Raw genomic sequence first — 22,302 nt, forward strand, 5'->3', positions numbered from 1 at the left:
AACTCAGTTGCTGATGGCTATCTTGGTGTAGGACTCTCGATCGATGTCGAGGATTTCCACGGCCAACTGGACTTCAACGTCCTTCGGCCACTCACACAAATCCTGCACCACCGCCAGCAGACTTTCGGACAACTGCTTCTTGATCTGCGCCGAGCGACCGCTCAGCAGTGCCAGTTTCACATGCACGAAGGCCCGTTCACCTAACGCCATGCCGACCTTGAACGTCTCGACCTTCACCGCTCGGCTCTTGATGTCGTATTCGGCAGCAAACTGACCGGACGCCACCAACGTATTGTTGAGCCGGATCAACGCCACGTCGGCATTGAGCTCGGGCAGGTTGGCGGTGTATTCCATGTGCAGGTGAGGCATGACGGCGCTCCTAAATTAATGGCAGTGCGAAAAAAAAGAATGAAGACGATAGCCGCACATTCAATTGTTTCCCCAAATGCTCCGTACTCTACTATCGTTTCCAGATCAGGTCTGAAATTAGAAGTGTGCCGTTAATTGATCATGACGCTGAAACAGCAAGCGTCCTCTCCAGCAGTGAGGAGGTAACCCGAAAAATTCTGAATCAAGGATCGAACACCATGAATCGTCTCTACGTCGCAATGGCCCTGTCCGTTATTTCTCACTACGCACATGCTCTTGACCCTGGTGAAGAAAGCCGGGAAGGAGCTCCTAGCGCAAACTTTGACTATCTCGCTTATGCCGTCACTTGGCAGCCGACATTTTGCCTGTTGAAACCCGCCACAGCCGGATGTAACAAACCGAAAAACGTCTTTTACACCCACGGTATCTGGCCGTATTACAACAGCACCGACCAATCGGCCAATCGGCACCCCTCTTCCTGCATCAAGTCCGCAGGATGTAATCAGACTGAAGCCGTTTGCGAACTTTCAACAACTGTCCAGGCACAGGCCCAGGCCGACAATCGCTTTTCTAAAATTGTCACCGAGTCACCTGAATACCTGATGAAACACGAATGGCAAAAACACGGCACCTGCTATGGAACCAGCCAACGTGAATACTTCGAGGATTTTGTGAAGCTGCGCAGCGCCGTCAACTACAGTACGGAGTTCAACGAATATCAGGGTAAATCCCTGGATCTGGAAAAATTAAAAGCGCTGTTTCCGTCCAACACCTCATTTCGTTGTGCGAGCCAAGGCGGCAAACAGTATCTATTCGAAGTGTTCTTCCTGATCAATAGGCAGGGCCAGCCGTACACCCAGGATAAAAAGCTGCAAATCGGAGAGAAGTGTCAGTTACAGGAAACCCATATCCCGGCAGCTTGATCACTTGCCTCTCGATCCGAGCGAGTTTCGGCTCGCTCGTCACCTGCCCCGCCTGGCAAAAATTCAGATCCGCAACTTAGGATGTTCACTCATGAACGCCTCCAGTCTCGACCTCAACCAGCGCTCGGCGGGGTCGGTATCGACATGGCTGAGCCAGACCATCGACAGATCCAGTGTCGGTGTCTTGAACGGGAACGGCTCCTTAAACAGCTGGCCGGACGCGGCCATCGCCTCGGCGGTGTAATCCGGCAGACTGGCGATCAGGTCAGTCCCGGCGAGTAAGGCCGGCAGCGAGCTGTACTGCGGCACGGAAAGGACTACCTGACGCGTACGACCAATCTCCGCCAGCCACTCATCGGCGTAGCCGCTGACATTGGCGGTGTGGGAAACCAGCACGTGCGGTCGCGCGCAATATTCATCGAGTGTCAGCGGTGTGTCCGATGCATCCGCGCGCAAAATGCTGGGCTGGATGTGCCGCAACAACTTGCGCTTGGCGTTGGCTGGCAAGCCACGAGTCTGGCTGATACCAACCGTGATATCACCTGACGCCAGCAAGTCGGGAATCCGCCAGTAATCGACATGCTGCACCACGAACACCACCTTCGGTGCTTCCTGGCGCAAGGCACGCAGCAACGGCGGCAACAGGCCAAACTCGACGTCGTCCGACAGCCCGATTCGAAAGGTCATGGTGCTGCTGGCGGGGTCGAAATCATGGGTCAGGCTCAACGCCACCGACAACGAATCCAGGGCCGGCGACAGGTGCAGAATGATCTCCTCGGCCCGCGCCGTCGGCTCCATGCGATGGCCGACGCGAATGAACAGCGGATCGTTGAACAGCGTGCGCAAGCGATTGAGCGCCGAACTGATGGTCGGCTGACCAAGAAACAACTTCTCCGCCACCCGGGTGACGTTGCGCTCGAGCATCAGCGTTTCAAACACCACCATCAGGTTGATGTCGGCCTTGCGTAGTTCGTTGCGATTCATCCACTGCCCCCACTCCCAAATCTGATGACAGTTTAGGTAAGTGTCGTAATCGGCGTCTATGCGCCCCGTGCAGTTTGCGTTTAATTCAAATTCAGACAACGGCTTCGTCTTACATCCTCTTCCTGATTTCTTCGTTCATCTGGCGGGAAGCGATTGCGTCTCTAAGCTCGACAATGTTTAGGGCAAAACCGCCCTGACCACCAAAACCATTTGAACTCAAAGGAGCCTCCCAATGGCTAGAGATAAAGCGAAAGACGACAGACAATTCAACTGCACTCAAGCTCATGAAGCCGACTACGTCGCCGGCCTTTACCCTCACGTAAAGGAAGAGGTCAAAACGTTCCTCGCATCAGCCTGCAAGGATAAATCCCTGCACAACTCCACCCACAAAGACGTCTACGATCTGATCAAACGAAAATTGGGCCACTCACAACCGTAAGGCCGTCCGATTAAAACGAAGCTGCTCTGACTGAGCAGCTTCACCGCCTGAAGCCTAGATTTCCTTGACCGGCGTCTGATCGTGGGTCCCTTTGATCAAACTGATGGCATGCACACAATCAGACTTATTGACGTAAGCCTCCCCGCTGGCAATCGTTTCATTATTTCCCGCCCTCAAACGCCACCGCCATTGACCTTTGCCAGTCTGGGCTATGCCACGGGTTTGCCTGTAAATCTCAAAATACATTGCTCGCTCCTTGCGATTGCTGGTTACGGCAGATCAGTGACCTGCGAAACCAGAGTAGATGAGGATTTTTTGCCGCAGGGCCTTTCAATGTCAGGGGATGTTTCGCAGATACAGCCTTGATTTGCGGGACAACCAATAGATTCGGGGGGTGGTAAATAGAGTGACTGGGCTGAGTAACTTTTCCCCTGAAGAAGCATATTTTTCTTACGCTGCAGCGCTGCCTGTTCCGACGCAAAAACTCAACGCAAAGGAGGGTCACGAAAAAATGGACGGGACGGGCTGGACGCTTTGAGATGTCCAGCCGACTGTGATTACTTGCTAGCCCAGCGTTGAAGCGTTCTTCGATTTCTTCGCCGTGATCGACCCAGAACGCCACGTCCATAGACAGCGCGCCCTTGAGGTTCTGCGGCGCCGTGGGCACCCATTGCGCAAGTTTGCTATCCAGCCTGGCCGCGGCATTGGTATTGGTCGGGTCATAAGGAATCTGCTTGCATACCTGACCTGAGCATCCGGTTAGCGAAGGCAATAAAACGCTTGGCCTGATCGACAGGTGTGCGCGTCGTGCGCAACGCCAGCGTCGACGGGGCACTGGTGGAACGCGAGCGACTGGACATGGTGATCGTCGCCACCGGTGCCGAGCCGTATTGGCCGGCGTTCGAACGCGGAGGTGAATTTCAGATTGTAGATGCCTGGCAAGTACTGCGCGATGAGGTGCAAAATCGGCCGTTCAGTGAGGGTCGTCGACTGGCGCTGCGACTGGATCGGCCCCGGCATTGCCGAACGTCTGGTGCGCGCCGGGCATCAAGTGCGACTGGCGGTCAACAGTACCCATGCGGGGAACATCTGCCGCTGTACGTGCACAATCAACTGGCCGGCACCCGAATGAGCGTGTATTACGAAGACGGGATGTGGATCAGCTGCTGACGCCGCAGCCAAATCGGCAGTTGGAGATGCTGCACTCCGGTTTCCGCCCGGGACTTACAGTCAGCAAAGTTACAGCCATGAAGGGGAAGAGGCGGGGTATTTGCTGTCGGGGAGTTTTGCGTTGTGGGTGGGGGATCGGTATTTTCAGTTGGGTGAAGGGGATAGTTTTAGTTTTTCGAGCCAGGAGCCGCATCGGTATGGGAATCCTGGCGATGTGGATGCGGTGGTGATTTGGGTGATTACGCCGCCATCGTTTTGAGCGTCGGGTGTTCGATACATTGTGATCACGGGCAAAATTTACGTGCCCCGTAAACTGAACAAAAAAACCAGCGCCTGACCGTTTTTTTATTCGCTTACAACCAACCAAATCCTTTTCCCATCATGGCCGCCAAACCCAGCGCGGCAGTGATCAATGCGCTGAACAGAAGCCGAAAGTCTGTTCTGGTTTCTTTGCGGTGCTCTCGAAAATCCACACGAAGCTCACCAAGGTCACGTCGGACGTATTCGATATGCGTCTCAAGTTTGGATACTCGCGGTTCCAATGGGTTGTCTCCTGGGGGATCTGGTGGTCTTCGACCATTATCGTCACCAACACTCCTTTTGTTGCTCGGGAAGCGGTCGGGGTAATGCTCATCAAGGTTTACCAGCACAAAAGGCTCTCTCATCGCTGTCCTCCAGGCAACCGGCTTTGCTTCCCTGTTCGACGATTATATCTGCCAGTACATTGAGAGAATGCAGGCGTACAAATCCACAATATTTGCAGTTAAGCATCACCGCCGGCGTGCCGGATCGTAAATACTCTTTGCCACGTGCCCAAGGCAACGCTACACCTGTTGCACCAGTTTGGAGTGGCAATTCCCACTCATCATGCTCACAGAATGGGCATTCGGTATTCTTTATTCGCTCTTTGAAAATTTTGGCTAACCGCCCTGTATCCAGATGAAAACCCCTAAGCATTGGCTAGCCTCGGGACATTCCCGATCTGAAAACAACTCTGAAAACCTTCTTTACAGTCGTAGTACATGGCTACCTCTTCCTTGAGGGATAAATCATCGATTAAGCGAAAAACCATGGGATGGTGTGTCACGTTCAGTTACATGCGCGACCGAGAAGACATTACTTAGGTCACCGCTGCAAAATCGAATATACCCCCGATCAATCCCGGACGTATCTGTGTATGAAGTAAGAAGATTCGCTTCATTGTGTCAGCTCAGAATTCTCTCCGTGAGTCCATCCAAGCAGTTCTTTTCGAAAGCTGACACACGTCAGCTCACAGATTTTTCTGCTGGGTTGGGTCGTCAGGTGGCAGGGTTAGCGGCTGTTCAACTGCTAGCCCCACATTACTTTCAAGTTCTGCTTGAGGCTGGAGGACTACCGGATCAGGAGAAGCAAAGAAACCCCGGACAATCCTTTCACTCAATGAAAGCAGCCCAAAGGTGATGAAGCCAAAAATCAGCCCGACAACCACAATGCTCAACGGGTGGATTCGCACTGCATCGGGGCTTTCCAACATGTATTGAAAAGCCTGAACTGCAACCGCCAGGCAGGCCGCAACGGCTGCTATCAGCTTCACAGACAACCAAAGCCGTCGCCATCTGTTCATGCTATTCCCCGTCATCCGGTTAATTGCTCTGTATGCATGATAGCTAATGACGTGGATGCGCTTTGTTTCCTGAGTTCCGCAGTGGAGCCTCTCCGCAGCCCTCACCACTTGTCGCCGAACCAAAGCTCAACGAGGCACCAGAAACAAAAAAGCCCCGTAGCTTATTCAGCTACGGGGCTTTTTCTATGTAATGGCGGAGAGATAGGGATTCGAACCCTAGGTACCGGTGAAGGTACAACGGATTTCGAATCCGTCCCATTCGGCCACTCTGGCATCTCTCCAACGGCGCGCATCATAACAACACTTTTGCCGGAAGCGAACCCCCTAAGCGAAATTTTTCCGTGCTATCAGATGCTTGCGTCGATTAAAGCGGTACGCCCAAACGATTGGCGACTTCTTCGTAGGCTTCGATGACGTCACCGAGGCCCTGACGGAAGCGGTCTTTGTCCATTTTCTTGCCGGTGGCCTTGTCCCACAGACGGCAGCCGTCCGGGCTGAACTCGTCGCCCAGAACGATGGAGCCGTCGGAGAACACGCCGAATTCGAGTTTGAAGTCGACCAGCAGCAGGCCGGCGTCGTCGAACAGTTTGTTCAGGACTTCGTTGACCTTTAGCGACAGTTCTTTCATGCGAACCAGTTGCTCGGCGGTGCCCCAACCGAATGCCACGACGTGGGATTCGTTGATGAACGGGTCGCCCTTGGCGTCGTCCTTCAGGAACAGTTCGAAGGTGTAAGGGTTGAGCTTCATGCCTTCTTCGACGCCCAGGCGTTTGACCAGGCTGCCGGCGGCGTAGTTACGCACGACGCACTCGACCGGGATCATGTCGAGTTTTTTCACCAGGCATTCGTTGTCGCCCAGCAGTTTGTCGAATTGGGTCGGCACGCCGGCTGCTTCGAGTTTCTGCATGATGAAGGCGTTGAACTTGTTGTTCACCATGCCTTTGCGGTCGAGCTGCTCGATGCGCTTGCCGTCGAACGCCGAGGTGTCGTTGCGAAACAGCAGGATCAAGCGGTCAGCGTCGTCGGTCTTGAAAACCGATTTGGCTTTGCCGCGGTAGAGTTCTTCACGTTTTTCCATGATGGGCTCCGCTTGCTAAGTAGGTGGGCTAGGCGATGTGTCGCCAGTCGAGCCCTGAATCTTGATCGGCCAGTTGCAGCCAGTCCGGGTCGCACCCGAGGGTGTCGACAAAACATTGCCGGGCCAGCTGCGGCAGGTTGTTCTTGCTGCTCAGATGGGCCAGGACCAGATGTTGCAGGCCTTGCCAGCCCAACTCAGACACCAGGAATGCCGCCTGATGGTTGTTCAAATGTCCCAATTCACCGCCCACCCGCTGCTTGAGAAAGTACGGGTAGTGACCGCGAGCCAGCATGTCACGGCAATGGTTGGACTCGATCATCAACGCATCGAGGTCCCGATAGCCGTCCAGCACCTTGTTGCAATACGAGCCCAGGTCGGTCAACAGGCCGAAACGCCGCTCACCGTCACTGAATACGTATTGCGTTGGCTCCTGTGCATCGTGTGCCACGGCAATAACGCCGATGCTCAGTGCGCCAATCTGCAGTTGCTCGCCGCCGGCCAGAAAGCCAGCCGGTTCAATAGGTTTGCGCATCCCGCGCAGGGTGCCGCGACTGAGGTAGACAGGCAGATTGTAACGCCGAGACAGCAAACCCACGCCATGCACGTGGTCGGCATGTTCGTGGGTCACGAGTATCGCGCTCAGTTGCGCAGGACTTACACCCAGGCGCAGCAAGCGTTTTTCGGTTTCCCGCAGGGAGAAACCACAATCCACCAGTACATACGTGTCATCGCTGGCTATCAGCGTGCCGTTCCCTTGGCTACCGCTGCCGAGAACGGCAAAACGCATGTGATCAGCCCAGGTTGTCCTGAATCACGCTCAACACTTTGCGCGCCACATCTGCCGGCGCCACGGTATTGATGTTTTTCTCGACGGTGACCTGGACGTTCTCGCCAACCTTGCTCAGGCGAACCTGATAACGCTCGGCACGGGATTCAACTTCTTCCTTGCTCGGCGCGCTGCCAAACAGGCCACTGAAGAAACCAGGCTTCTCGTCTTTCTTCTCGGCTTTTTCGGCCAGGTTGATGTAGTACAGGCCCAGGCTGCGGTTGATGTCTTCAACGCGCCATTCGCCCTGTTCCAGCGCACGACCGACGCTCGACCAGGCACGATCCAGATCGTTGCCGACGTTCAGAACCGGGTTGCCGCTGCCGTCTTCGCTCAGGCTGACACGGCTTGGCGTATCGGAATCACGTGAAGCCAGCATGGAAACCGAACCGCCCTTCTCCGAGGTGCGGCTCATGCTCGCGAGCATGTCGTCGACCAGTGCCGCGTCCAGGCCCGTGTTGACCGAACGGTTGGTAAAGGCCACGTCGGAAGTGCTACCGGCAGGACGCTCGGCGCTGACCACATAGACTTCACTGGTGTTGCGCTGCACGCCAGGCTCGATGCGGACCCGCACGCGGGTTTCGCTGTCAGCGCCGACACCGGCTGCGCTCAGGCGCTTGGCCATGGCGGCGGACAGTTCCTCGGAATGCTGCCAGGTGGTAGTGAATTCGCCGGTTTGCGGGCGCTGTTCGTCCAGACGGAAACCGTTGTCCTGGAAGAACTGCACGGCCACTGGCCAGACTTCGGCCGGCGGGTTCTGGGCGACGATCCAACGCGAATCACCGGTCTTTTGCAGGGAGTAGGCGCTGGCGTCGGCCGCTGCCGACAACGGTTGCGGACGAGGAACGATGTACTCGCCCTTAGCGGTATCATCGGCCACGTTACGCGGGATCGGCAATAGCGGATCCAGACGTTTGGCAGTGCTGATATCCGTCGGCAATTGCATGGGTGCAGTTTGTTGCGCTTCCAGGTAATCGCTACCACGGTCACGGAAATAACCTTCCGGGCCCCAAACCCATCCGCAGCCACTGGTGCTGGAGATGATCAAGGCAAGTGCGGAAAGTCCGGCCATTCGCTTCATGCGTAGTACTTCCTCAATTAAACCAGGACGCCGGACTGGCGCATGGCCTGCCGCAGCGGTTCGTGACAGGCAGCGCTAAGCCAGGTGAGCGGCAGACGGATACCGTCCGGCATCAAGCCCATTTCATGCAGTGCCCATTTCACGGGGATTGGGTTGGATTCGATAAACAGGGTTTTATTGAGCGGCATCAGCTTTTCGTGAATCGCGCGGGCCGTCACGGCGTCACCTTTCAGAGCAGCGTTGCACAGGTCGCTCATGTCGCGCGGTGCAACGTTGGCGGTCACCGAGATGTTGCCTTTGCCGCCGAGCAGGATCAGTTCGACTGCGGTGGCGTCGTCACCGGAAAGCACCACGAAGTCTTTGCGAACGCCGTCGATGATGGCTTTGGCACGCGTCAGGTCGCCGGTGGCTTCCTTGATGCCGATGATGTTTTTCACGGTCGACAGGCGGATCACGGTTTCGGTCAGCATGTCGCAGGCTGTACGGCCCGGCACGTTGTAAAGAATCTGCGGGATGTCGACGGCTTCGGCGATGGCTTTGAAGTGCTGGTACAAGCCTTCCTGGGTCGGCTTGTTGTAGTACGGCGTGACCAACAGGCAAGCATCGGCGCCGGCGGTCTTCGCATTGGTGGTCAGCTCGATGGCTTCGCGAGTCGAGTTGGCGCCGGTACCGGCGATCACCGGAATTCGCCCTGCAACCTGCTTCACCACGTAACGAATCACTTCGATGTGCTCGTTCACGTCAAGGGTGGCCGATTCACCTGTGGTGCCGACCGCCACGATGGCGTGGGTGCCGTTTTGCAGGTGAAAGTCCACCAGTTTGCTCAGGCTCTCCCAGTCGAGACGACCTTGTGCATCCATGGGTGTGACCAGTGCCACCATACTGCCCGCAATCATGCAACCGCTCCTGCCGGAAAAAGAGAGCGGTAATGGTACTGGCGCCAAGATGCTTGTACAAGCAAAGTACTGCGCTGCTGCCATTCCCCTTGGCGCTGCTTTTCGCTACCCTTCAGACTTTGATCGGTACTGATAAGCTCGTACGCCGGGTTCCAGCCTCCTTTTTCGGCATCACAAGCCCCGATCCAGCGTTGCCACCCCTCGCTCTTGCCACACTGGAGCACGTTGCAACCTTGCGGCTCGGGTTTTCTGAATTCGCATCCGCAGGCTCGCTCCCGGTAAAAAGCCTGTAGAAGTATCGACCGCTCATCGCTTTAGGAATGCTGCATGTCCACCCCCACAGTTCGCGAACAATTCCTTGTCATCAGTGCCCTCGGCGCCAACCCCATGGAGCTGACTAACGTCCTGTGCCGCGCCAGCCATGAAAACCGCTGCGCCGTGGTCACCTCTCGCCTGACGCGTCATGGCGAGTGCAGTGCGCTGATCCTCGAGATCTCCGGCAGCTGGGACGCCTTGGCGCGCCTCGAAGGCAGCCTGCCGAGCCTCGCCAAGAAGCACGCCTTTACGGTCAACGTGGTGCGCAGCGCGGCGCTGGAGAATCGACCTCAGGCCCTGCCGTACGTCGCCTATGTCAGCTCGGCTTACCGCTCGGACATCATTAACGAGCTGTGCCAGTTCTTCATGGACCACAACGTCGAGCTGGAAAACCTGACCTGCGACACCTATCAGGCTCCGCAAACCGGCGGCACCATGCTCAATGCCACGTTTACCGTGACCTTGCCGGCCGGTGTGCAGATCAGCTGGCTGCGCGATCAATTCCTGGATTTCGCCGACGCGCTGAACCTGGATGCCCTGATCGAACCGTGGCGCCCACAAAACCCAATGTAAGGAAGCATTCATGGCCGTTGCCATCGACCAACCGGTTGCCGACTTCGAAGCACCCGCCACCAGCGGGCAGACCGTCAGCCTCGCGAGCCTCAAAAGCAAGCAGGTGGTGATTTACTTTTATCCGAAGGACAGCACACCGGGCTGCACCACCCAGGGTCAGGGCTTTCGCGATCAGCTGGACGCTTTTAAAGCCGCCAACACTGAAGTCTTCGGCGTGTCCCGCGACAGCCTCAAATCCCACGAAAACTTTAAGGCCAAGCAAGCGTTCACCTTCGAGCTGATCAGCGACAAGGAAGAAGCACTTTGCCAGTTGTTCGACGTGATCAAGCTGAAGAAGCTTTATGGCAAAGAGTATATGGGCGTTGATCGCAGCACATTCCTGATCGACAAGGACGGTGTGCTGCGTCAGGAATGGCGGGGTGTGAAGGTACCGGGGCATGTAGATGCGGTGTTGGCCGCTGCTCAAGCGCTGAACAAGGCCTGATCGTTGAATGCTGTGGGAGCCCGCTCCCACAGACTGTTTACAACAGCGGCGCCACCACCGGCTCATTGCGCGGCCACGCATCAAGCACAGCCTTGAATAGCGTCGCCAGGGGAATCGCAAAGAACACGCCCCAAAAACCCCACAGCCCGCCAAACAGCAATACCGCGCAGATGATCGCCACCGGATGCAGGTTGACCGCTTCCGAGAACAACAGCGGCACCAACACGTTGCCGTCCAGTGTCTGGATGATCCCGTAAACCGCCATCAAATAAATGAACTGATCGCTCCAGCCCCACTGGAACAGCGCAATCAGCAGCACCGGCACGGTCACCACCACGGCCCCGACATAGGGCACCACCACCGACACACCCACTAGCAACGCCAGCAGCGCCGCGTAGTTCAGCCCCAGGGCGACGAAAGCGATGTACGTCACGCCACCGCAAATGAAGATTTCGATGACCTTGCCGCGAATATAATTGGCGATCTGTCGGTTCATTTCCTGCGCGACGCGGGTGATCAGCGCCCGCTCACGGGGCAAGTAGCCACGCACCCACTGACCGATCATTTCCCGGTCCTTGAGGAAGAAAAACACCAGGATTGGCACCAGCACCAGGTAGATCATGATGTTCACCAGCAGCGGCAGACTCGACAGCGAGAACGTCAGCGCCCACTGACCGAACTTGCCGATCTCGCCCCGCGCCACTTCGATGGCCTGCAGCACCTGCTCGTCGGATACCAGATGCGGATAGCGCTCGGGCAGCAGTAATAACAGCGACTGCCACTTGGCGAGCATGCCGGGTAACTCGTTGAACAAGGTGATCAGCTGATGCCAGAGCAACGGCACCACGACAATAATGAATACCAGCAAAACCCCCATGAACAATGCGAAGACCAGCCCCACCGCTACCCCACCGGGCATGCGCAGGCGTTCGAGAGTGACGACCAACCCTTGCATCAGATACGCCAGCACCATCCCGGCCAGCACTGGCGCAAGCATGCCGCCCAGCGTAAGCACGGCGGTAAACGCCAGAAACAGCAGGACCGCCAGCACCACGGCTTCTTCATCGGAGAAATAACGCTGAATCCAGTCGCGTAACACCTTGAACATCAGTAATCCCTTACAAACGAACGCAGCAGAATTCAGGCTTTTTTCAACCAGTAGCGGTAAACGCCCGCTTCATCTTCTTCACGAAGCAGCGTATGACCGGCCAATCGGGCAAAGGTGCGAAAATCGCGCTGTGAGCCCGCATCGGTGGCGATCACCTTGAGCACTGCGCCGCTGGCCAGTCGATTGAGTTCCAGCTTGGCCTTCAGTAAAGGCAACGGGCAATTCAGGCCGCTGGCGTCGAGTTCGGCGTCATGGGCTACAGCGTCGGTCATTGCATCACTCCGGGATCAGTTGGTTGAGCGGCTAGAATATCTGGTCCGAAGCGTAGTGTCCGGCTACAGTAAGGTCTTTGTCGACTAAGGCTTTGTGCATGACTTTTTTGCGCCCTACCCTGCTGACGCTCGCTTGCCTGCTTGCCTCACCAGGCTTCGCCGACGACCTGCCGTCACTCGGCGACGCCAGTTCTGCCATCGTCTCGCCGCAACAGGAACACCAATTGGGCCGTGCCTGGCTGGCGCTGTTACGTAGTCAGGTTTCCCAGCTCAACGATCCGCAGCTCAAGGACTACGTCGAATCCAGCGTCTACCGGCTAGTGGAGACCAGCCAGGTCAATGACCGGCGCTTGGAGTTCATCCTGATCAACAGCCCGCAACTCAACGCCTTCGCGGCACCAGGCGGAATTGTCGGGGTCAATGGCGGTTTGTTTCTCAATGCCCAGACCGAGGGCGAATACGCCTCGGTACTCGCTCACGAATTGGCTCACTTGTCGCAACGCCACTTCGCCCGCGGCGTCGAAGCCCAGCAACGCATGCAGGTTCCGATGATGGCCGCGCTGCTGGCCGGGATCGTGATTGCCGCAGCCGGTGCCGGCGATGCCGGGATCGCGGCCATTGCGGGCACGCAGGCGGCGGCCATTCAGGAACAGCGGCGCTTCTCTCGCCAGAACGAACAGGAAGCCGACCGCATCGGCATCCTCAATCTGGAAAAAGCCGGTTACGACCCACGCTCGATGCCGACCATGTTCGAGCGATTGGCGCGCCAATATCGCTTTGACGCCAAGCCACCCGAATTTCTGCTGACTCACCCGGTTACCGAATCGCGGATCGCCGACACCCGCAACCGCGCCGAACAGGCAAAACCGGGCGGTATCGAAGACACCATCCGGTATCAGCTGATTCGTGCACGGGTCCAGTTGATCTATGAAGAAACCCCTGGCCTGGGCGCCAAACGCTTCCGCGCCCAGCTTGATGAAAACCCGAAAAACGATGTCGCGCGCTACGGCCTGGTCATCGCCCAGATCAAGGGTGGCCAGCTGAATGAAGCACGGGAAAACCTCAAGCTGCTGCTGGCCAAGTCGCCGAACGAAATCATCTATAACCTGGCTCAGGTCGACCTGGACATCACCAACAATCGCCTGCCGGATGCCCAGTCCCGGGTTGACCGAATGCTTACTCAGTATCCCGGCAACTATCCGCTGAATTCGGTGCGTGTTGATCTGCTGCTCAAGCAGAACCGCGCGCCCGAAGCGGAAAAAGCGCTGGAAAGTTTACTCAAGAGTCGCCCCGACGATCCCGACGTCTGGTACATGGTGGCCGAGACTCGCGGCCTGTCAGGCAACATCATCGGCCTGCATCAGGCCCGCGCCGAGTATTTCGCCCTGGTCGGGGATTACCGTCAGGCCATTCAGCAACTGGACTTCGCCAAGCGCAAGGCCGGCACCAACTTCCCGCTGTCGTCGCGGATCGACGCACGGCAACGTGAGCTGATGGAGCAAGAGCGCATGATCAAGGACATGATGGGCTGACTCTTTTCAGCAGACACAAAAAAACCGCCTCTTTCGAGGCGGTTTTTTATTCAGCCAACAACCGGTTTATTCAGCCAGTTTGAAGGTGATGAAGCTGGCGCGATTTTGACGCAGAACCCGCATCGACACCGAACGGTTCTTCGGCAGCGCCTTGGCGATATCCGTGAACTCCTTGGTGGAACCGATCGCCTGATTATTCAGGTGAGTGATTACATCGCCTGGCTGCAGGCCAATCAGAGAAGCAGGACCGTCCTGGACTTCCTTGATGACGACGCCGCCTTTGAGATCGTAGGTTTTCTTCTGTTCATCAGTCAGCTCGGCCACGGAAACACCCAGGCGGTTGCTGCTGCGCTCGGTGCTGGATTTTGGCAGGGCGTTCAGCTCTTTGCCTTCTTCCGGGATAGCGCCAACAATCAACTCGACATTCTTGCGCTTGCCTTCACGTATCACTTCCAGATCAGCTTTTGAGCCGGCCTTCAGCGCGCCCACCAAGTGCGGAAGATCGGCGGACATGACGATTGGTTGGCCATTCATGCTCAGAATCACGTCGCCCACTTGCAGGCCACCCTTGGCAGCCGGGCCGTCATCCTGGATCTGAGCCACCAACGCACCGGCCGGTTTCTCCAGACCGAACGACTCGGCCAGGTCCTTGTTCACTTCCTGAATTACCACACCCAACCAGCCACGGCTGACTTTGCCGCCACTTTTGAGCTGATTGGAAACGTCCATGGCTACGTCGATAGGGATCGCGAACGATACGCCCATGAAGCCGCCGGAACGGGTGTAGATTTGCGAGTTGATGCCAACCACTTCACCGGCCAGGTTGAACAGCGGACCACCAGAGTTACCTGGATTGATCGGCACATCGGTCTGGATGAACGGCACATAGTTTTCGTTCGGCAGGCTGCGACCAATGGCACTGACGATACCTTGGGTCACGGTATGGTCGAAACCGAATGGAGAGCCAATAGCCACGACCCATTGGCCGGCTTTCAGGTCTTGCGATTTGCCAAGTTTCAGGACCGGCAGATCCTTGCCTTCGATTTTCAACAGAGCCACGTCGGAACGTGGATCGGTGCCGACCAGCTTCGCCTTCAATTCGCTGCGGTCTGCGAGTCGAACGAGGATTTCGTCGGCATCGGCGATTACATGGTTGTTCGTCAGGATGTAGCCATCAGGCGAGATGATGAAGCCCGAGCCCAAGGATTGGGCTTCACGCTGACGATCACCGCGAGGCGTACGCGGCTGTGGCATCCCACGCTCGAAGAACTCGCGCAGCATCGGCGGCAAGCCTTCAAGATCAGGCATCTGCTCGCTCGACACTTTGCGGTCCGGCAATTTCTGCGTGGTACTGATGTTCACCACCGCGGGCGAGGCCTGCTCGACCAACTGTGTGAAGTCAGGCAACTCGGCCGCTTGAACAGCGACCGCCTGACCAAGCACCAGCACGGTGGCAAAAATAGAGAGATAAGACTTCAAGCGTGGTATCGACATACGGCTCCCGTTACGACGAGCATGGTTAAGCGATATGGAGCAAGGAACACCGGGAACGATACGCCGGTATTTTTGTTCCGGGAACAACAAACAAGGCCAGAGCCGAGGGGCTCTGACCTATAGAAAAATTCGAAGATATTTGCAAGTTGAAATGCTCACCAAACATTTCGATACCGCTCACTACTTGGTTGCAGTGGCGTCGGAGCGCATGGATAGCGCAATCCGCTCAGCGGTGCCAATCGGAATCTCACCGACCACGGTCACCATCATCTCACCTTGCGGGGTAGTCAAGCGTCGGGAGACTGCAACGGTTGGTCCCAACTGGGTGCGAGTGTCAGTGACTGTTGCGCCATTCAACGGTTCCAGAAAAACCGAGAAACGGGCCAGACCATCGTCATACATCAGGCTGTTAACCTGAGTTTTGGTCTCTGGATCCTTGCGCGAGGTGCTGCTTGTCAGCTCAAAGCCTGCAGGCAACCAGTCCGAATGCCAGACCTGAGCGGCCTTGACCACCGAAGCCTTATCGCTATCGAAGGTGACGGCTTTGCAATCCGGACCCGGCTGCAAGTCGCTCTCGGATGGAGCATCGGCGGTATTCAGTTGGGTGAACTGGAATCGCTCCAGCAATTGCCCTTTGTCATTCATAAGCAATGATTTGAGAGGCAAGCCGGTTTCTTTATCCAGATGCAATTCAAAACCGTATCGGTGTTGATCGCGAGGTCTCAGTGAAACGATCACTGCCGCACGCCCGGCCACACGCGACTTGCCAATCACGGCAAGATCGTACCAATTCTTTAACTTTTGTGGATCGAGTGCACGAGCAGCGGAGTTGGGGGAATCCCCAAGCCCTGCTATCAGGGTGCCGCTGACGCATTGAGTATGCCCATCAATGCGCACGACTTCCTGTGCCGAGCCGTCGAGCTGGAGTAAACGCTCGCGGACCTTGCCATCCTGGACACGGTGCCAGATGTTGTGGGTAGAAAAACTACCGTTACGCTCGTAGACGAATGTACCGTGAAAGCTTTGCTGTTGCTCGGCTTGGCCCAGTCGGGTCAACCAGTTCTGGGCTTCATCAGCATTGGCTGGAACAACAAACCAGCCACCAAGCAGAAGCGTAAGTAGAGGTATGGCGCGCATGATCCTCCTTAACGGTTTTCCAGACTTGCTGCACGAGCGTAAGGCAGAGCGCTCTCAGTACCTTTCAATGCAGCCTGCTGAGCATGTTGGCGCAAGTAGCCTGGCAGACGCTGATCGTGCCAGCCTGGCTGACCTTGCAATACGCCGTTGGCCATAGGACCAGCGGCTTCCGAACTCTCATTGTAGCCTGCCAAAACAGCTGGACCCTTGACTTGAGGAACGGCCAGACCCGGTTGGCTGGATTGCTGAGCCAATTCGACACCAGCGATCTCGTCCTGGTTATACAGACGAACACCCGCCAGTACCGCGACGGTTACCGATGCAGCGACCGCCAGACGACCCAGGCTGCGCCATGGACCACGGGAGGCTTTTGCCGGTACGGCTTCGTCAGCCAGCGCAGCAGAGACTGCCGCAGCGATATCCAGACGCGGAAGCAGCAAATCCTTGTGCATAACTGCCCGAGCGATCTGATAACGAGCCCAGGTTTCACGGGTTTCAACATCGTCAAAGGCATTCAATACCCGACGCAATTCCAATTCGTCCGCTTCGTTATCCATCACTGCGGACAGCGATTCCTGCAGGGCTTCACGACTCATGGCGTTCCTCTCTTGGCTGTCGCCGCTGTCTCAGTTTTCCTGCAACAACGGCTGCAGGGCTTTATCGATGGCTTCCCGAGCGCGGAAAATCCGGGAGCGCACGGTACCCACCGGACATTGCATGACAGCCGCAATGTCCTCGTAACTCAGACCATCGAATTCACGTAAAGTTAACGCCGTACGCAAATCTTCTGGCAGTTGCTGAATGGTTCGATGGACGGTGCCTTCGATCTCATCCCGCAGCAATGCACGCTCTGGCGACTCGAGATCCTTGAGGCCATGATCGCCATCGTAGAACTCTGCATCCTCGGAACTTACATCGCTATCCGGCGGCCGGCGGCCGCGTGAAACCAGATAGTTTTTCGCCGTGTTGATGGCGATGCGGTAAAGCCACGTATAAAACGCGCTGTCTCCGCGAAAATTTCCAAGTGCACGGTACGCCTTGATAAAGGCTTCCTGCGCCACATCCTGGGCTTCATGGGTGTCGTGCACGAAACGCACGATCAACCCGAGAATTTTGTGCTGATATTTCAGCACTAGCAGATCGAAAGCTCGCTTGTCGCCGCGCTGTACGCGTTCGACCAGCTGCTGATCCTCTTCCTGGGTTAGCATGAACACTCCTCGATAAGCTTGGAGGAGGCTTGCATAACTAAACAACCAGACTTGCAAACATAGACTCGGGCTTTTCGCAAAAGTTCTCCCCCTCCAAGCAAGTTTCCTGCGGGCTCTGATTTGGCACGCACGAAAAGCGCAGCTCGGGCTAACCCGGCTGCGCGAATAATCTTGTCATCGGATTCGCCGGCAAGGATCAAAACACAGATCCTGCGTTGAAGCCGACACTGTCCCTTAAATCAGGCAACGGGCTATTGATCTTGGGCCTTTGGCAAAAGTTCCAAATATTTATAGCTGCGCAAGACCGACATTGTGCAACCGTGAATAGAAAAAGACTGTTAAATCCACGATACAGTCTCCGTGTCGCCGAACCGGTGAAAAAAACATCCGACGAAGCGTCCAGTCTTTTCCGTCACAGTAGTTTCACAATGCCATGTGGGCTCGGCTATTGTGCCGCTCCCCCCCTCTATATACTAGTGGGCTGTGTGGCTGTCTTGACTCGCCGATCCAGGTGTCTTGCGCCAACCCCGACCCGGGTCGCTTTGAGCGGAATCCTGAAATGAGCCAACAGTTTCAACACGATGTACTGGTCATTGGCAGCGGTGCTGCCGGCTTGAGCCTTGCGCTGACCTTACCCGATCATTTGCGCATCGCCGTACTGAGCAAGGGCGACCTCGCCAATGGCTCGACTTTCTGGGCCCAGGGTGGCGTCGCCGCCGTCCTGGATGATACCGACACCGTTGAATCTCATGTCGATGACACCCTCAATGCCGGCGGCGGCCTGTGCCACGAAGACGCCGTGCGCTTTACCGTCGAGCACAGTAAAGAGGCGATTCAATGGTTGATCGATCAAGGTGTGCCCTTCACCCGCGATGAACAGTCCGGTACCGAAGATGGCGGATTCGAGTTTCACCTGACCCGCGAAGGCGGTCACAGTCATCGGCGCATCATCCATGCCGCCGATGCCACGGGTGCGGCAATTTTCAGAACCTTGCTCGACAAGGCCAGGCAACGACCGAACATTGAACTGCTGGAGCAACGAGTCGCGATCGATCTGATCACCGAAAAGCGCCTTGGCCTTGAAGGTAATCGCTGCCTCGGCGCCTACGTCCTCAATCGAGGGACCGGTGAAGTCGACACCTACGGCGCTCGCTTTGTGATCCTCGCCTCGGGTGGCGCTGCAAAGGTCTACCTCTACACCAGCAATCCCGACGGCGCCTGCGGTGATGGCATCGCCATGGCCTGGCGTTCGGGCTGCCGGGTGGCGAATCTGGAGTTCAACCAGTTCCACCCCACCTGCCTGTATCACCCGCAAGCCAAAAGCTTCCTGGTCACCGAAGCCCTGCGCGGCGAAGGCGCACATCTTAAGCTGCCCAACGGCGAACGCTTCATGCAGCGCTTCGACCCACGCGCCGAGCTGGCGCCACGGGACATCGTCGCCCGAGCCATCGACCACGAAATGAAGCGTTTGGGCGTTGACTGCGTTTATCTTGACATCAGCCACAAGCCGGAAGCGTTCATCAAGACTCACTTCCCGACGGTGTACGAACGCTGCCTCGAATTCTCCATCGACATCACCAAGCAACCGATTCCGGTGGTGCCAGCGGCGCATTACACCTGCGGCGGCGTGATGGTCGATCAGCACGGTCGCACCGACGTGCCGGGGTTATATGCCATTGGCGAAACCAGCTTCACCGGCCTGCACGGCGCCAACCGCATGGCCAGCAACTCGTTACTGGAGTGTTTTGTTTATGCGCGCTCGGCGGCGGCGGACATTCTTGAGCAACTGCCGCAGGTTTCGATTCCGATCGCCCTACCCGTCTGGGATGCGAGCCAGGTCACCGACTCCGATGAGGACGTGATCATTGCGCACAACTGGGACGAACTGCGGCGATTCATGTGGGACTATGTCGGCATCGTGCGCACCAACAAGCGCTTGCAACGGGCGCAGCATCGCGTGCGGCTTTTGCTGGACGAAATCGATGAGTTCTACAGCAACTACAAGGTCAGTCGCGATTTGATCGAATTGCGTAACCTGGCCCAAGTGGCCGAGCTGATGATCCAGTCAGCCATGGAGCGCAAGGAAAGTCGCGGTCTGCATTACACCCTCGACTACCCGAACATGTTGCCGGTCGCCCTGGACACTATTCTGGTGCCGCCCACCTACGCCGACTGAACGTGAGCCGAACCCGCAGGCGTCGGTGCAGATCCGCCGCCTGCGAGTCGCGGGGAACGCAGATCGATCTGACCCGCCACTCGTCTCGCAGTCGAAAACGCAGCACCACAATCAATGGCAATGCCAAGCTGTCCGGTCGCAACTGCACTGGTTGCCAACCTGCAGCCTGATTCCACAACTGCCAGCCATCGGCATCGCGACGCAAGCCGCGAAATGCCTGAGGGTGCGTCAGCAGAATCTGCCTCGGCAATGCCCACCAGCCATGAACCACGCACAGGACAACGCCGAGCAGACTGGCCCAGACTGGAATTGAGAGAAGAAACAGCGAACCCAGCGCGAACAGCTGGGCCAAAAGATACGCCGCCAGCAACTGCCGTGAGGCATGCCAGCGGCATTCGAACGCATTACTTGGGCTGGACACGATCCAGGATCATGCGAACCATGCGTTGAAGCTCCGGATCTTCCGATTCGGCGCGCTCCATGAACCAGCCGAACATGTCCTGATCTTCGCACTCGAGCAGCTTGCGGTAGCAATCGCGGTCGACATCATTGAGGTGCGGATAGACCTCTTTTACGAACGGCACCAGCAACACGTCAAGCTCAAGCATGCCGCGGCGGCTGTGCCAGTAGAGGCGATTCAGTTCAACATCTTCGACCATGGAGCGCTCCTCAAATAGGCGGCAAGTATACAGCCCCAGGCGGAGTCGGGCACTCGGCTTTGGTCGGCCACCAACGATCCTTTGTGAACTACCCATTTCGAGAGCGCACCCTTATGATGTCCCCCAGACTCTTTACCCTGCGATGACCCATGGCCGATTCTGCTTTTTTCTGCACCCTGTCTCATGAAGGCGTTCTCGCAGTACGCGGCGCGGATGCCAGCAAATTCCTGCAAGGCCAATTGACCTGCAACCTCGATTACCTGAGCGAAACCCAGGCCAGCCTGGGCGCTCGCTGCACACAGAAAGGCCGGATGCAGTCGAGCTTCCGCATCCTGCTGGAAGGTGACGGCGTTCTGATGGCCATGGCCACCGAGTTGCTGGAGCCGCAACTGGCGGACCTGAAAAAGTACGCGGTGTTCTCCAAATCCAAACTGACCGACGAAAGCGCTGCCTGGGTCCGCCTCGGCGTCGATCATGGTGAGGCTGCACTGATCAGCCTGGGACTTGAGCTGCCGGCAGAAACCGATAGCGTCGTGCGCAATGAAGGTCTGATCGCCATTCGCGTCTCGCCGGATCGTGCCGAACTCTGGGTCGCCGCCGATCAGGCAGACCTCATCAAGGGCACGCTGTCCGCCCTGTTGGCTGAAGGCGATCTGAATCAATGGCTGCTGGGCCAGATCCGCGCAGGGATCGGTCAGGTCATGCCGAGCACTCGCGAGCTGTTCATCCCGCAGATGCTCAATCTGCAAGCCGTCGGCGGCGTGAGTTTCAAAAAGGGTTGCTACACCGGCCAGGAAATCGTCGCGCGCATGCAGTACCTGGGCAAGCTCAAGCGCCGCTTGTATCGCCTGAAACTGGATGCCATCGAGTTACCTGAACCGGGCACACCACTGTTCTCCCCCACCCATGGCAGTTCTATTGGTGAAGTGGTGCTGGCCGCCCGCGCCGAGAAAAACATTGAACTCCTGGCCGTGCTGCAAGCCGAAGCAGCAGACGGTGGCGATATCCATCTGGGCGCGCTCGATGGCCCAGCCCTGCACCTGCTCGACCTGCCGTACCTACTGGATCGCGATCGCGAAATCCAGCGTTAACAGCAGCACTTGTCGCAACACCTAGAGAAACGAAATGAGCGAGCTGGCGGAAAAGGTCCAACAGGATTTGGTTGAGGCCATCGATAACGATGACCTGGTTCTGCCAACGTTACCGGAAGTGGCCCTGCAGATTCGCAAGGCCGCAGAAGACCCGGAAATCAGTGTCAGCACTTTGAGCAAAGTGATCGGCCGCGACACCGCACTGTCGGCGCGCCTGATCAAAGTGGTCAATAGCCCGTTATTGCGCGCGACTCAGGAAGTCACTGATCTGCACACGGCGATCACTCGACTGGGTGTCAATTACAGCAGTAACCTGGCCATCGGTCTGGTCATGGAGCAGATTTTCCATGCCCGCTCCGAGGTGGTGGAACAGAAAATGCGCGAAGTCTGGCGCAAAAGCCTGGAAATCGCCGGAGTCAGCTACGCCCTGTGCCGCCGCTACACCCAACTAAAACCCGATCAGGCAGCCCTTGGCGGACTGGTGCATCAAATCGGTGTACTGCCGATCCTGACTTACGCCGAAGATCACTATGAACTGCTGTCTGACGCGGTCAGCCTCAACCATGTGATCGACCAGATTCATCCGTGGATCGGCGACAAATTGCTCAGGGTCTGGGAGTTTCCGGAAATGCTGGTACAGGTGCCGGGGCTTTATTTGGACTTCAAGCGAGAGTCGGAGCGGGTCGATTATGTCGATCTGGTGCAAGTGGCCAGCCTGTATTGCCACAAGGACACCGACCATCCCCTCGCCCGTATCGACGCATTCAGCGTGCCGGCGTTCAAGAAGCTGGGGATTGATCCGGAAAACGAGGCGATGTGCCGCGATCTGGAAGAGTCGCGGTCGATGTTTTATTGATCGAGAGACCGCGATGAGGTCAGTCCAG

At 56.9% G+C, this 22,302-nt stretch carries 25 protein-coding genes, 1 tRNA gene and 3 pseudogenes; 10 read left to right on the forward strand and 19 right to left on the reverse strand.

Annotation, left to right across the window (positions count from 1 at the left end; all coding sequences use genetic code 11):
• Positions 1–3 precede the first annotated feature (3 nt).
• Positions 4–369, reverse strand: a complete 366-nt coding sequence (locus ACYZTU_RS21770) for a 5-carboxymethyl-2-hydroxymuconate Delta-isomerase (RefSeq protein ID WP_461965437.1) — start codon at positions 367–369, stop codon at positions 4–6.
• A gap of 218 nt (positions 370–587) precedes the next feature.
• Between ACYZTU_RS21770 and ACYZTU_RS21775 the strand changes: the two genes are divergently transcribed.
• On the forward strand, positions 588–1,292 hold the full coding sequence (locus tag ACYZTU_RS21775) for a ribonuclease T2 family protein (protein ID WP_461965439.1): 705 nt from the start codon (positions 588–590) through the stop codon (positions 1,290–1,292).
• Positions 1,293–1,355: 63 nt separating this feature from the next.
• Here the strand turns inward: ACYZTU_RS21775 and ACYZTU_RS21780 are convergent, their stop codons facing one another.
• Positions 1,356–2,276: a LysR family transcriptional regulator gene (locus tag ACYZTU_RS21780; RefSeq protein ID WP_461965441.1), complete on the reverse strand. Its 921-nt coding sequence runs from the start codon at positions 2,274–2,276 to the stop codon at positions 1,356–1,358.
• Positions 2,277–2,508: 232 nt separating this feature from the next.
• Between ACYZTU_RS21780 and ACYZTU_RS21785 the strand changes: the two genes are divergently transcribed.
• Positions 2,509–2,715 (forward strand): hypothetical protein, encoded by a 207-nt coding sequence (locus ACYZTU_RS21785; RefSeq protein WP_461965443.1) that lies wholly within the window; start codon positions 2,509–2,511, stop codon positions 2,713–2,715.
• Positions 2,716–2,769: 54 nt separating this feature from the next.
• Here ACYZTU_RS21785 and ACYZTU_RS21790 read toward each other — a convergent pair whose 3' ends face one another.
• Both ACYZTU_RS21790 and ACYZTU_RS21795 read right to left on the reverse strand, forming a co-directional pair.
• A complete protein-coding gene (locus tag ACYZTU_RS21790; RefSeq protein ID WP_449642522.1) occupies positions 2,770–2,961 on the reverse strand; it encodes a YegP family protein in 192 nt (63 codons plus the stop codon).
• A 325-nt stretch (positions 2,962–3,286) separates the two neighbouring features.
• A pseudogene (locus tag ACYZTU_RS21795) lies at positions 3,287–3,509 on the reverse strand (ABC transporter substrate-binding protein); the annotation flags it as partial.
• A 1-nt stretch (position 3,510) separates the two neighbouring features.
• Here ACYZTU_RS21795 and ACYZTU_RS21800 point away from each other — a divergent pair.
• Together ACYZTU_RS21800 and ACYZTU_RS21805 are read left to right on the forward strand one after the other, a co-directional pair.
• Positions 3,511–3,837: pseudogene (locus ACYZTU_RS21800) on the forward strand (oxidoreductase); the annotation flags it as partial.
• Positions 3,838–4,144, forward strand: a pseudogene (locus tag ACYZTU_RS21805) (cupin domain-containing protein); the annotation flags it as partial. It lies immediately after the preceding pseudogene.
• 94 nt (positions 4,145–4,238) lie between these two features.
• Here ACYZTU_RS21805 and ACYZTU_RS21810 read toward each other — a convergent pair.
• The 7 genes from ACYZTU_RS21810 to dapA all read right to left on the reverse strand — a co-directional run bounded on the left by ACYZTU_RS21810 (position 4,239) and on the right by dapA (position 9,369).
• Positions 4,239–4,550 carry a hypothetical protein gene (locus ACYZTU_RS21810; RefSeq protein WP_461965445.1) on the reverse strand — a complete coding sequence of 104 codons (312 nt, stop codon included), beginning with the start codon at positions 4,548–4,550 and terminating at the stop codon, positions 4,239–4,241.
• Between the two features lie 605 nt (positions 4,551–5,155).
• Entirely contained in the window at positions 5,156–5,488 is a 333-nt protein-coding gene (locus tag ACYZTU_RS21815) for a hypothetical protein (protein ID WP_449642525.1), read from the reverse strand.
• Between the two features lie 191 nt (positions 5,489–5,679).
• Positions 5,680–5,769 (reverse strand) — tRNA-Ser (locus ACYZTU_RS21820).
• 83 nt (positions 5,770–5,852) lie between these two features.
• A complete protein-coding gene (gene purC / locus ACYZTU_RS21825) occupies positions 5,853–6,566 on the reverse strand; it encodes a phosphoribosylaminoimidazolesuccinocarboxamide synthase (RefSeq protein ID WP_092271820.1) in 714 nt (237 codons plus the stop codon).
• 28 nt (positions 6,567–6,594) lie between these two features.
• Positions 6,595–7,353 (reverse strand): MBL fold metallo-hydrolase, encoded by a 759-nt coding sequence (locus tag ACYZTU_RS21830; RefSeq protein WP_461965447.1) that lies wholly within the window; start codon positions 7,351–7,353, stop codon positions 6,595–6,597.
• A gap of 4 nt (positions 7,354–7,357) precedes the next feature.
• A complete protein-coding gene (bamC, locus tag ACYZTU_RS21835; protein ID WP_461965449.1) occupies positions 7,358–8,473 on the reverse strand; it encodes an outer membrane protein assembly factor BamC in 1,116 nt (371 codons plus the stop codon).
• A 17-nt stretch (positions 8,474–8,490) separates the two neighbouring features.
• Entirely contained in the window at positions 8,491–9,369 is an 879-nt protein-coding gene (dapA, locus tag ACYZTU_RS21840) for a 4-hydroxy-tetrahydrodipicolinate synthase (protein ID WP_461965451.1), read from the reverse strand.
• A gap of 327 nt (positions 9,370–9,696) precedes the next feature.
• Here dapA and ACYZTU_RS21845 point away from each other — a divergent pair, with 327 nt between their 5' ends.
• Together ACYZTU_RS21845 and ACYZTU_RS21850 are read left to right on the forward strand one after the other, a co-directional pair.
• Positions 9,697–10,257 (forward strand): glycine cleavage system transcriptional repressor, encoded by a 561-nt coding sequence (locus ACYZTU_RS21845; protein WP_008034925.1) that lies wholly within the window; start codon positions 9,697–9,699, stop codon positions 10,255–10,257.
• Positions 10,258–10,267: 10 nt separating this feature from the next.
• A complete protein-coding gene (locus ACYZTU_RS21850; RefSeq protein WP_461965453.1) occupies positions 10,268–10,741 on the forward strand; it encodes a peroxiredoxin in 474 nt (157 codons plus the stop codon).
• 37 nt (positions 10,742–10,778) lie between these two features.
• On the opposite strand, the gene ACYZTU_RS21855 is transcribed toward ACYZTU_RS21850, so the two are convergent.
• Positions 10,779–11,849, reverse strand: coding sequence for an AI-2E family transporter (locus tag ACYZTU_RS21855; RefSeq protein ID WP_461965455.1), 1,071 nt, complete (start codon positions 11,847–11,849; stop codon positions 10,779–10,781).
• 32 nt (positions 11,850–11,881) lie between these two features.
• On the reverse strand, positions 11,882–12,121 hold the full coding sequence (locus tag ACYZTU_RS21860) for a sulfurtransferase TusA family protein (protein WP_020300476.1): 240 nt from the start codon (positions 12,119–12,121) through the stop codon (positions 11,882–11,884).
• Positions 12,122–12,219: 98 nt separating this feature from the next.
• On the opposite strand from ACYZTU_RS21860, the gene ACYZTU_RS21865 reads away from it, so the two are divergent.
• On the forward strand, positions 12,220–13,653 hold the full coding sequence (locus ACYZTU_RS21865; protein ID WP_461965457.1) for a M48 family metalloprotease: 1,434 nt from the start codon (positions 12,220–12,222) through the stop codon (positions 13,651–13,653).
• A gap of 66 nt (positions 13,654–13,719) precedes the next feature.
• Here ACYZTU_RS21865 and ACYZTU_RS21870 read toward each other — a convergent pair whose 3' ends face one another.
• From ACYZTU_RS21870 to rpoE, 4 genes are all read right to left on the reverse strand, one after another.
• The gene (locus ACYZTU_RS21870) at positions 13,720–15,147 is read right to left on the reverse strand and encodes a DegQ family serine endoprotease (RefSeq protein WP_461965459.1); all 1,428 of its coding nucleotides are present in this window, start codon (positions 15,145–15,147) and stop codon (positions 13,720–13,722) included.
• A gap of 180 nt (positions 15,148–15,327) precedes the next feature.
• Positions 15,328–16,284 (reverse strand): MucB/RseB C-terminal domain-containing protein, encoded by a 957-nt coding sequence (locus ACYZTU_RS21875; protein WP_461965461.1) that lies wholly within the window; start codon positions 16,282–16,284, stop codon positions 15,328–15,330.
• 8 nt (positions 16,285–16,292) lie between these two features.
• Complete coding sequence (locus ACYZTU_RS21880) at positions 16,293–16,880, reverse strand: sigma-E factor negative regulatory protein (protein WP_449642534.1); 588 nt, start codon at positions 16,878–16,880, stop codon at positions 16,293–16,295.
• Between the two features lie 30 nt (positions 16,881–16,910).
• Positions 16,911–17,492, reverse strand: a complete 582-nt coding sequence (rpoE, locus tag ACYZTU_RS21885) for an RNA polymerase sigma factor RpoE (protein WP_007944079.1) — start codon at positions 17,490–17,492, stop codon at positions 16,911–16,913.
• A gap of 559 nt (positions 17,493–18,051) precedes the next feature.
• On the opposite strand from rpoE, the gene nadB reads away from it, so the two are divergent.
• Positions 18,052–19,668 carry an L-aspartate oxidase gene (gene nadB / locus ACYZTU_RS21890; protein WP_461965463.1) on the forward strand — a complete coding sequence of 539 codons (1,617 nt, stop codon included), beginning with the start codon at positions 18,052–18,054 and terminating at the stop codon, positions 19,666–19,668.
• On the opposite strand, the gene ACYZTU_RS21895 is transcribed toward nadB, so the two are convergent.
• Complete coding sequence (locus tag ACYZTU_RS21895; protein WP_461965465.1) at positions 19,637–20,089, reverse strand: protein YgfX; 453 nt, start codon at positions 20,087–20,089, stop codon at positions 19,637–19,639. The two genes, nadB and ACYZTU_RS21895, sit on opposite strands and share 32 nt — an antisense overlap.
• Positions 20,073–20,327, reverse strand: a complete 255-nt coding sequence (locus ACYZTU_RS21900) for an FAD assembly factor SdhE (protein ID WP_007944081.1) — start codon at positions 20,325–20,327, stop codon at positions 20,073–20,075. The genes ACYZTU_RS21895 and ACYZTU_RS21900 overlap by 17 nt, the downstream gene beginning before the upstream one ends.
• A 149-nt stretch (positions 20,328–20,476) precedes the next feature.
• On the opposite strand from ACYZTU_RS21900, the gene ygfZ reads away from it, so the two are divergent.
• Both ygfZ and ACYZTU_RS21910 read left to right on the forward strand, forming a co-directional pair.
• The gene (gene ygfZ, locus ACYZTU_RS21905; protein ID WP_461965467.1) at positions 20,477–21,418 is read left to right on the forward strand and encodes a CAF17-like 4Fe-4S cluster assembly/insertion protein YgfZ; all 942 of its coding nucleotides are present in this window, start codon (positions 20,477–20,479) and stop codon (positions 21,416–21,418) included.
• A 34-nt stretch (positions 21,419–21,452) separates the two neighbouring features.
• Positions 21,453–22,274 carry an HDOD domain-containing protein gene (locus ACYZTU_RS21910; RefSeq protein WP_282377222.1) on the forward strand — a complete coding sequence of 274 codons (822 nt, stop codon included), beginning with the start codon at positions 21,453–21,455 and terminating at the stop codon, positions 22,272–22,274.
• The last annotated feature ends 28 nt before the right edge of the window (positions 22,275–22,302 follow it).

Source organism: Pseudomonas sp. HLT2-19-2 (genome assembly GCF_054898005.1).

Bases quoted from the DNA above. Each gene is read 5' to 3' on its own strand.
- ACYZTU_RS21900 (WP_007944081.1), bottom strand. From the start codon at position 20,327: ATGGTCGAAGATGTTGAACTGAATCGCCTCTACTGGCACAGCCGCCGC.
- ACYZTU_RS21870 (WP_461965459.1), bottom strand. From the start codon at position 15,147: ATGTCGATACCACGCTTGAAGTCTTATCTCTCTATTTTTGCCACCGTG.
- ACYZTU_RS21850 (WP_461965453.1), top strand. From the start codon at position 10,268: ATGGCCGTTGCCATCGACCAACCGGTTGCCGACTTCGAAGCACCCGCC.
- ACYZTU_RS21810 (WP_461965445.1), bottom strand. From the start codon at position 4,550: ATGAGAGAGCCTTTTGTGCTGGTAAACCTTGATGAGCATTACCCCGAC.
- ACYZTU_RS21865 (WP_461965457.1), top strand. From the start codon at position 12,220: ATGACTTTTTTGCGCCCTACCCTGCTGACGCTCGCTTGCCTGCTTGCC.
- ACYZTU_RS21910 (WP_282377222.1), top strand. From the start codon at position 21,453: ATGAGCGAGCTGGCGGAAAAGGTCCAACAGGATTTGGTTGAGGCCATC.
- ACYZTU_RS21785 (WP_461965443.1), top strand. From the start codon at position 2,509: ATGGCTAGAGATAAAGCGAAAGACGACAGACAATTCAACTGCACTCAA.
- ACYZTU_RS21830 (WP_461965447.1), bottom strand. From the start codon at position 7,353: ATGCGTTTTGCCGTTCTCGGCAGCGGTAGCCAAGGGAACGGCACGCTG.
- ACYZTU_RS21815 (WP_449642525.1), bottom strand. From the start codon at position 5,488: ATGAACAGATGGCGACGGCTTTGGTTGTCTGTGAAGCTGATAGCAGCC.
- bamC (WP_461965449.1), bottom strand. From the start codon at position 8,473: ATGAAGCGAATGGCCGGACTTTCCGCACTTGCCTTGATCATCTCCAGC.
- ACYZTU_RS21770 (WP_461965437.1), bottom strand. From the start codon at position 369: ATGCCTCACCTGCACATGGAATACACCGCCAACCTGCCCGAGCTCAAT.
- purC (WP_092271820.1), bottom strand. From the start codon at position 6,566: ATGGAAAAACGTGAAGAACTCTACCGCGGCAAAGCCAAATCGGTTTTC.
- ACYZTU_RS21880 (WP_449642534.1), bottom strand. From the start codon at position 16,880: ATGAGTCGTGAAGCCCTGCAGGAATCGCTGTCCGCAGTGATGGATAAC.
- ACYZTU_RS21875 (WP_461965461.1), bottom strand. From the start codon at position 16,284: ATGCGCGCCATACCTCTACTTACGCTTCTGCTTGGTGGCTGGTTTGTT.
- ACYZTU_RS21855 (WP_461965455.1), bottom strand. From the start codon at position 11,849: ATGTTCAAGGTGTTACGCGACTGGATTCAGCGTTATTTCTCCGATGAA.
- ACYZTU_RS21790 (WP_449642522.1), bottom strand. From the start codon at position 2,961: ATGTATTTTGAGATTTACAGGCAAACCCGTGGCATAGCCCAGACTGGC.
- dapA (WP_461965451.1), bottom strand. From the start codon at position 9,369: ATGATTGCGGGCAGTATGGTGGCACTGGTCACACCCATGGATGCACAA.
- rpoE (WP_007944079.1), bottom strand. From the start codon at position 17,492: ATGCTAACCCAGGAAGAGGATCAGCAGCTGGTCGAACGCGTACAGCGC.
- nadB (WP_461965463.1), top strand. From the start codon at position 18,052: ATGAGCCAACAGTTTCAACACGATGTACTGGTCATTGGCAGCGGTGCT.
- ACYZTU_RS21860 (WP_020300476.1), bottom strand. From the start codon at position 12,121: ATGACCGACGCTGTAGCCCATGACGCCGAACTCGACGCCAGCGGCCTG.
- ACYZTU_RS21775 (WP_461965439.1), top strand. From the start codon at position 588: ATGAATCGTCTCTACGTCGCAATGGCCCTGTCCGTTATTTCTCACTAC.
- ACYZTU_RS21845 (WP_008034925.1), top strand. From the start codon at position 9,697: ATGTCCACCCCCACAGTTCGCGAACAATTCCTTGTCATCAGTGCCCTC.
- ygfZ (WP_461965467.1), top strand. From the start codon at position 20,477: ATGGCCGATTCTGCTTTTTTCTGCACCCTGTCTCATGAAGGCGTTCTC.
- ACYZTU_RS21780 (WP_461965441.1), bottom strand. From the start codon at position 2,276: ATGAATCGCAACGAACTACGCAAGGCCGACATCAACCTGATGGTGGTG.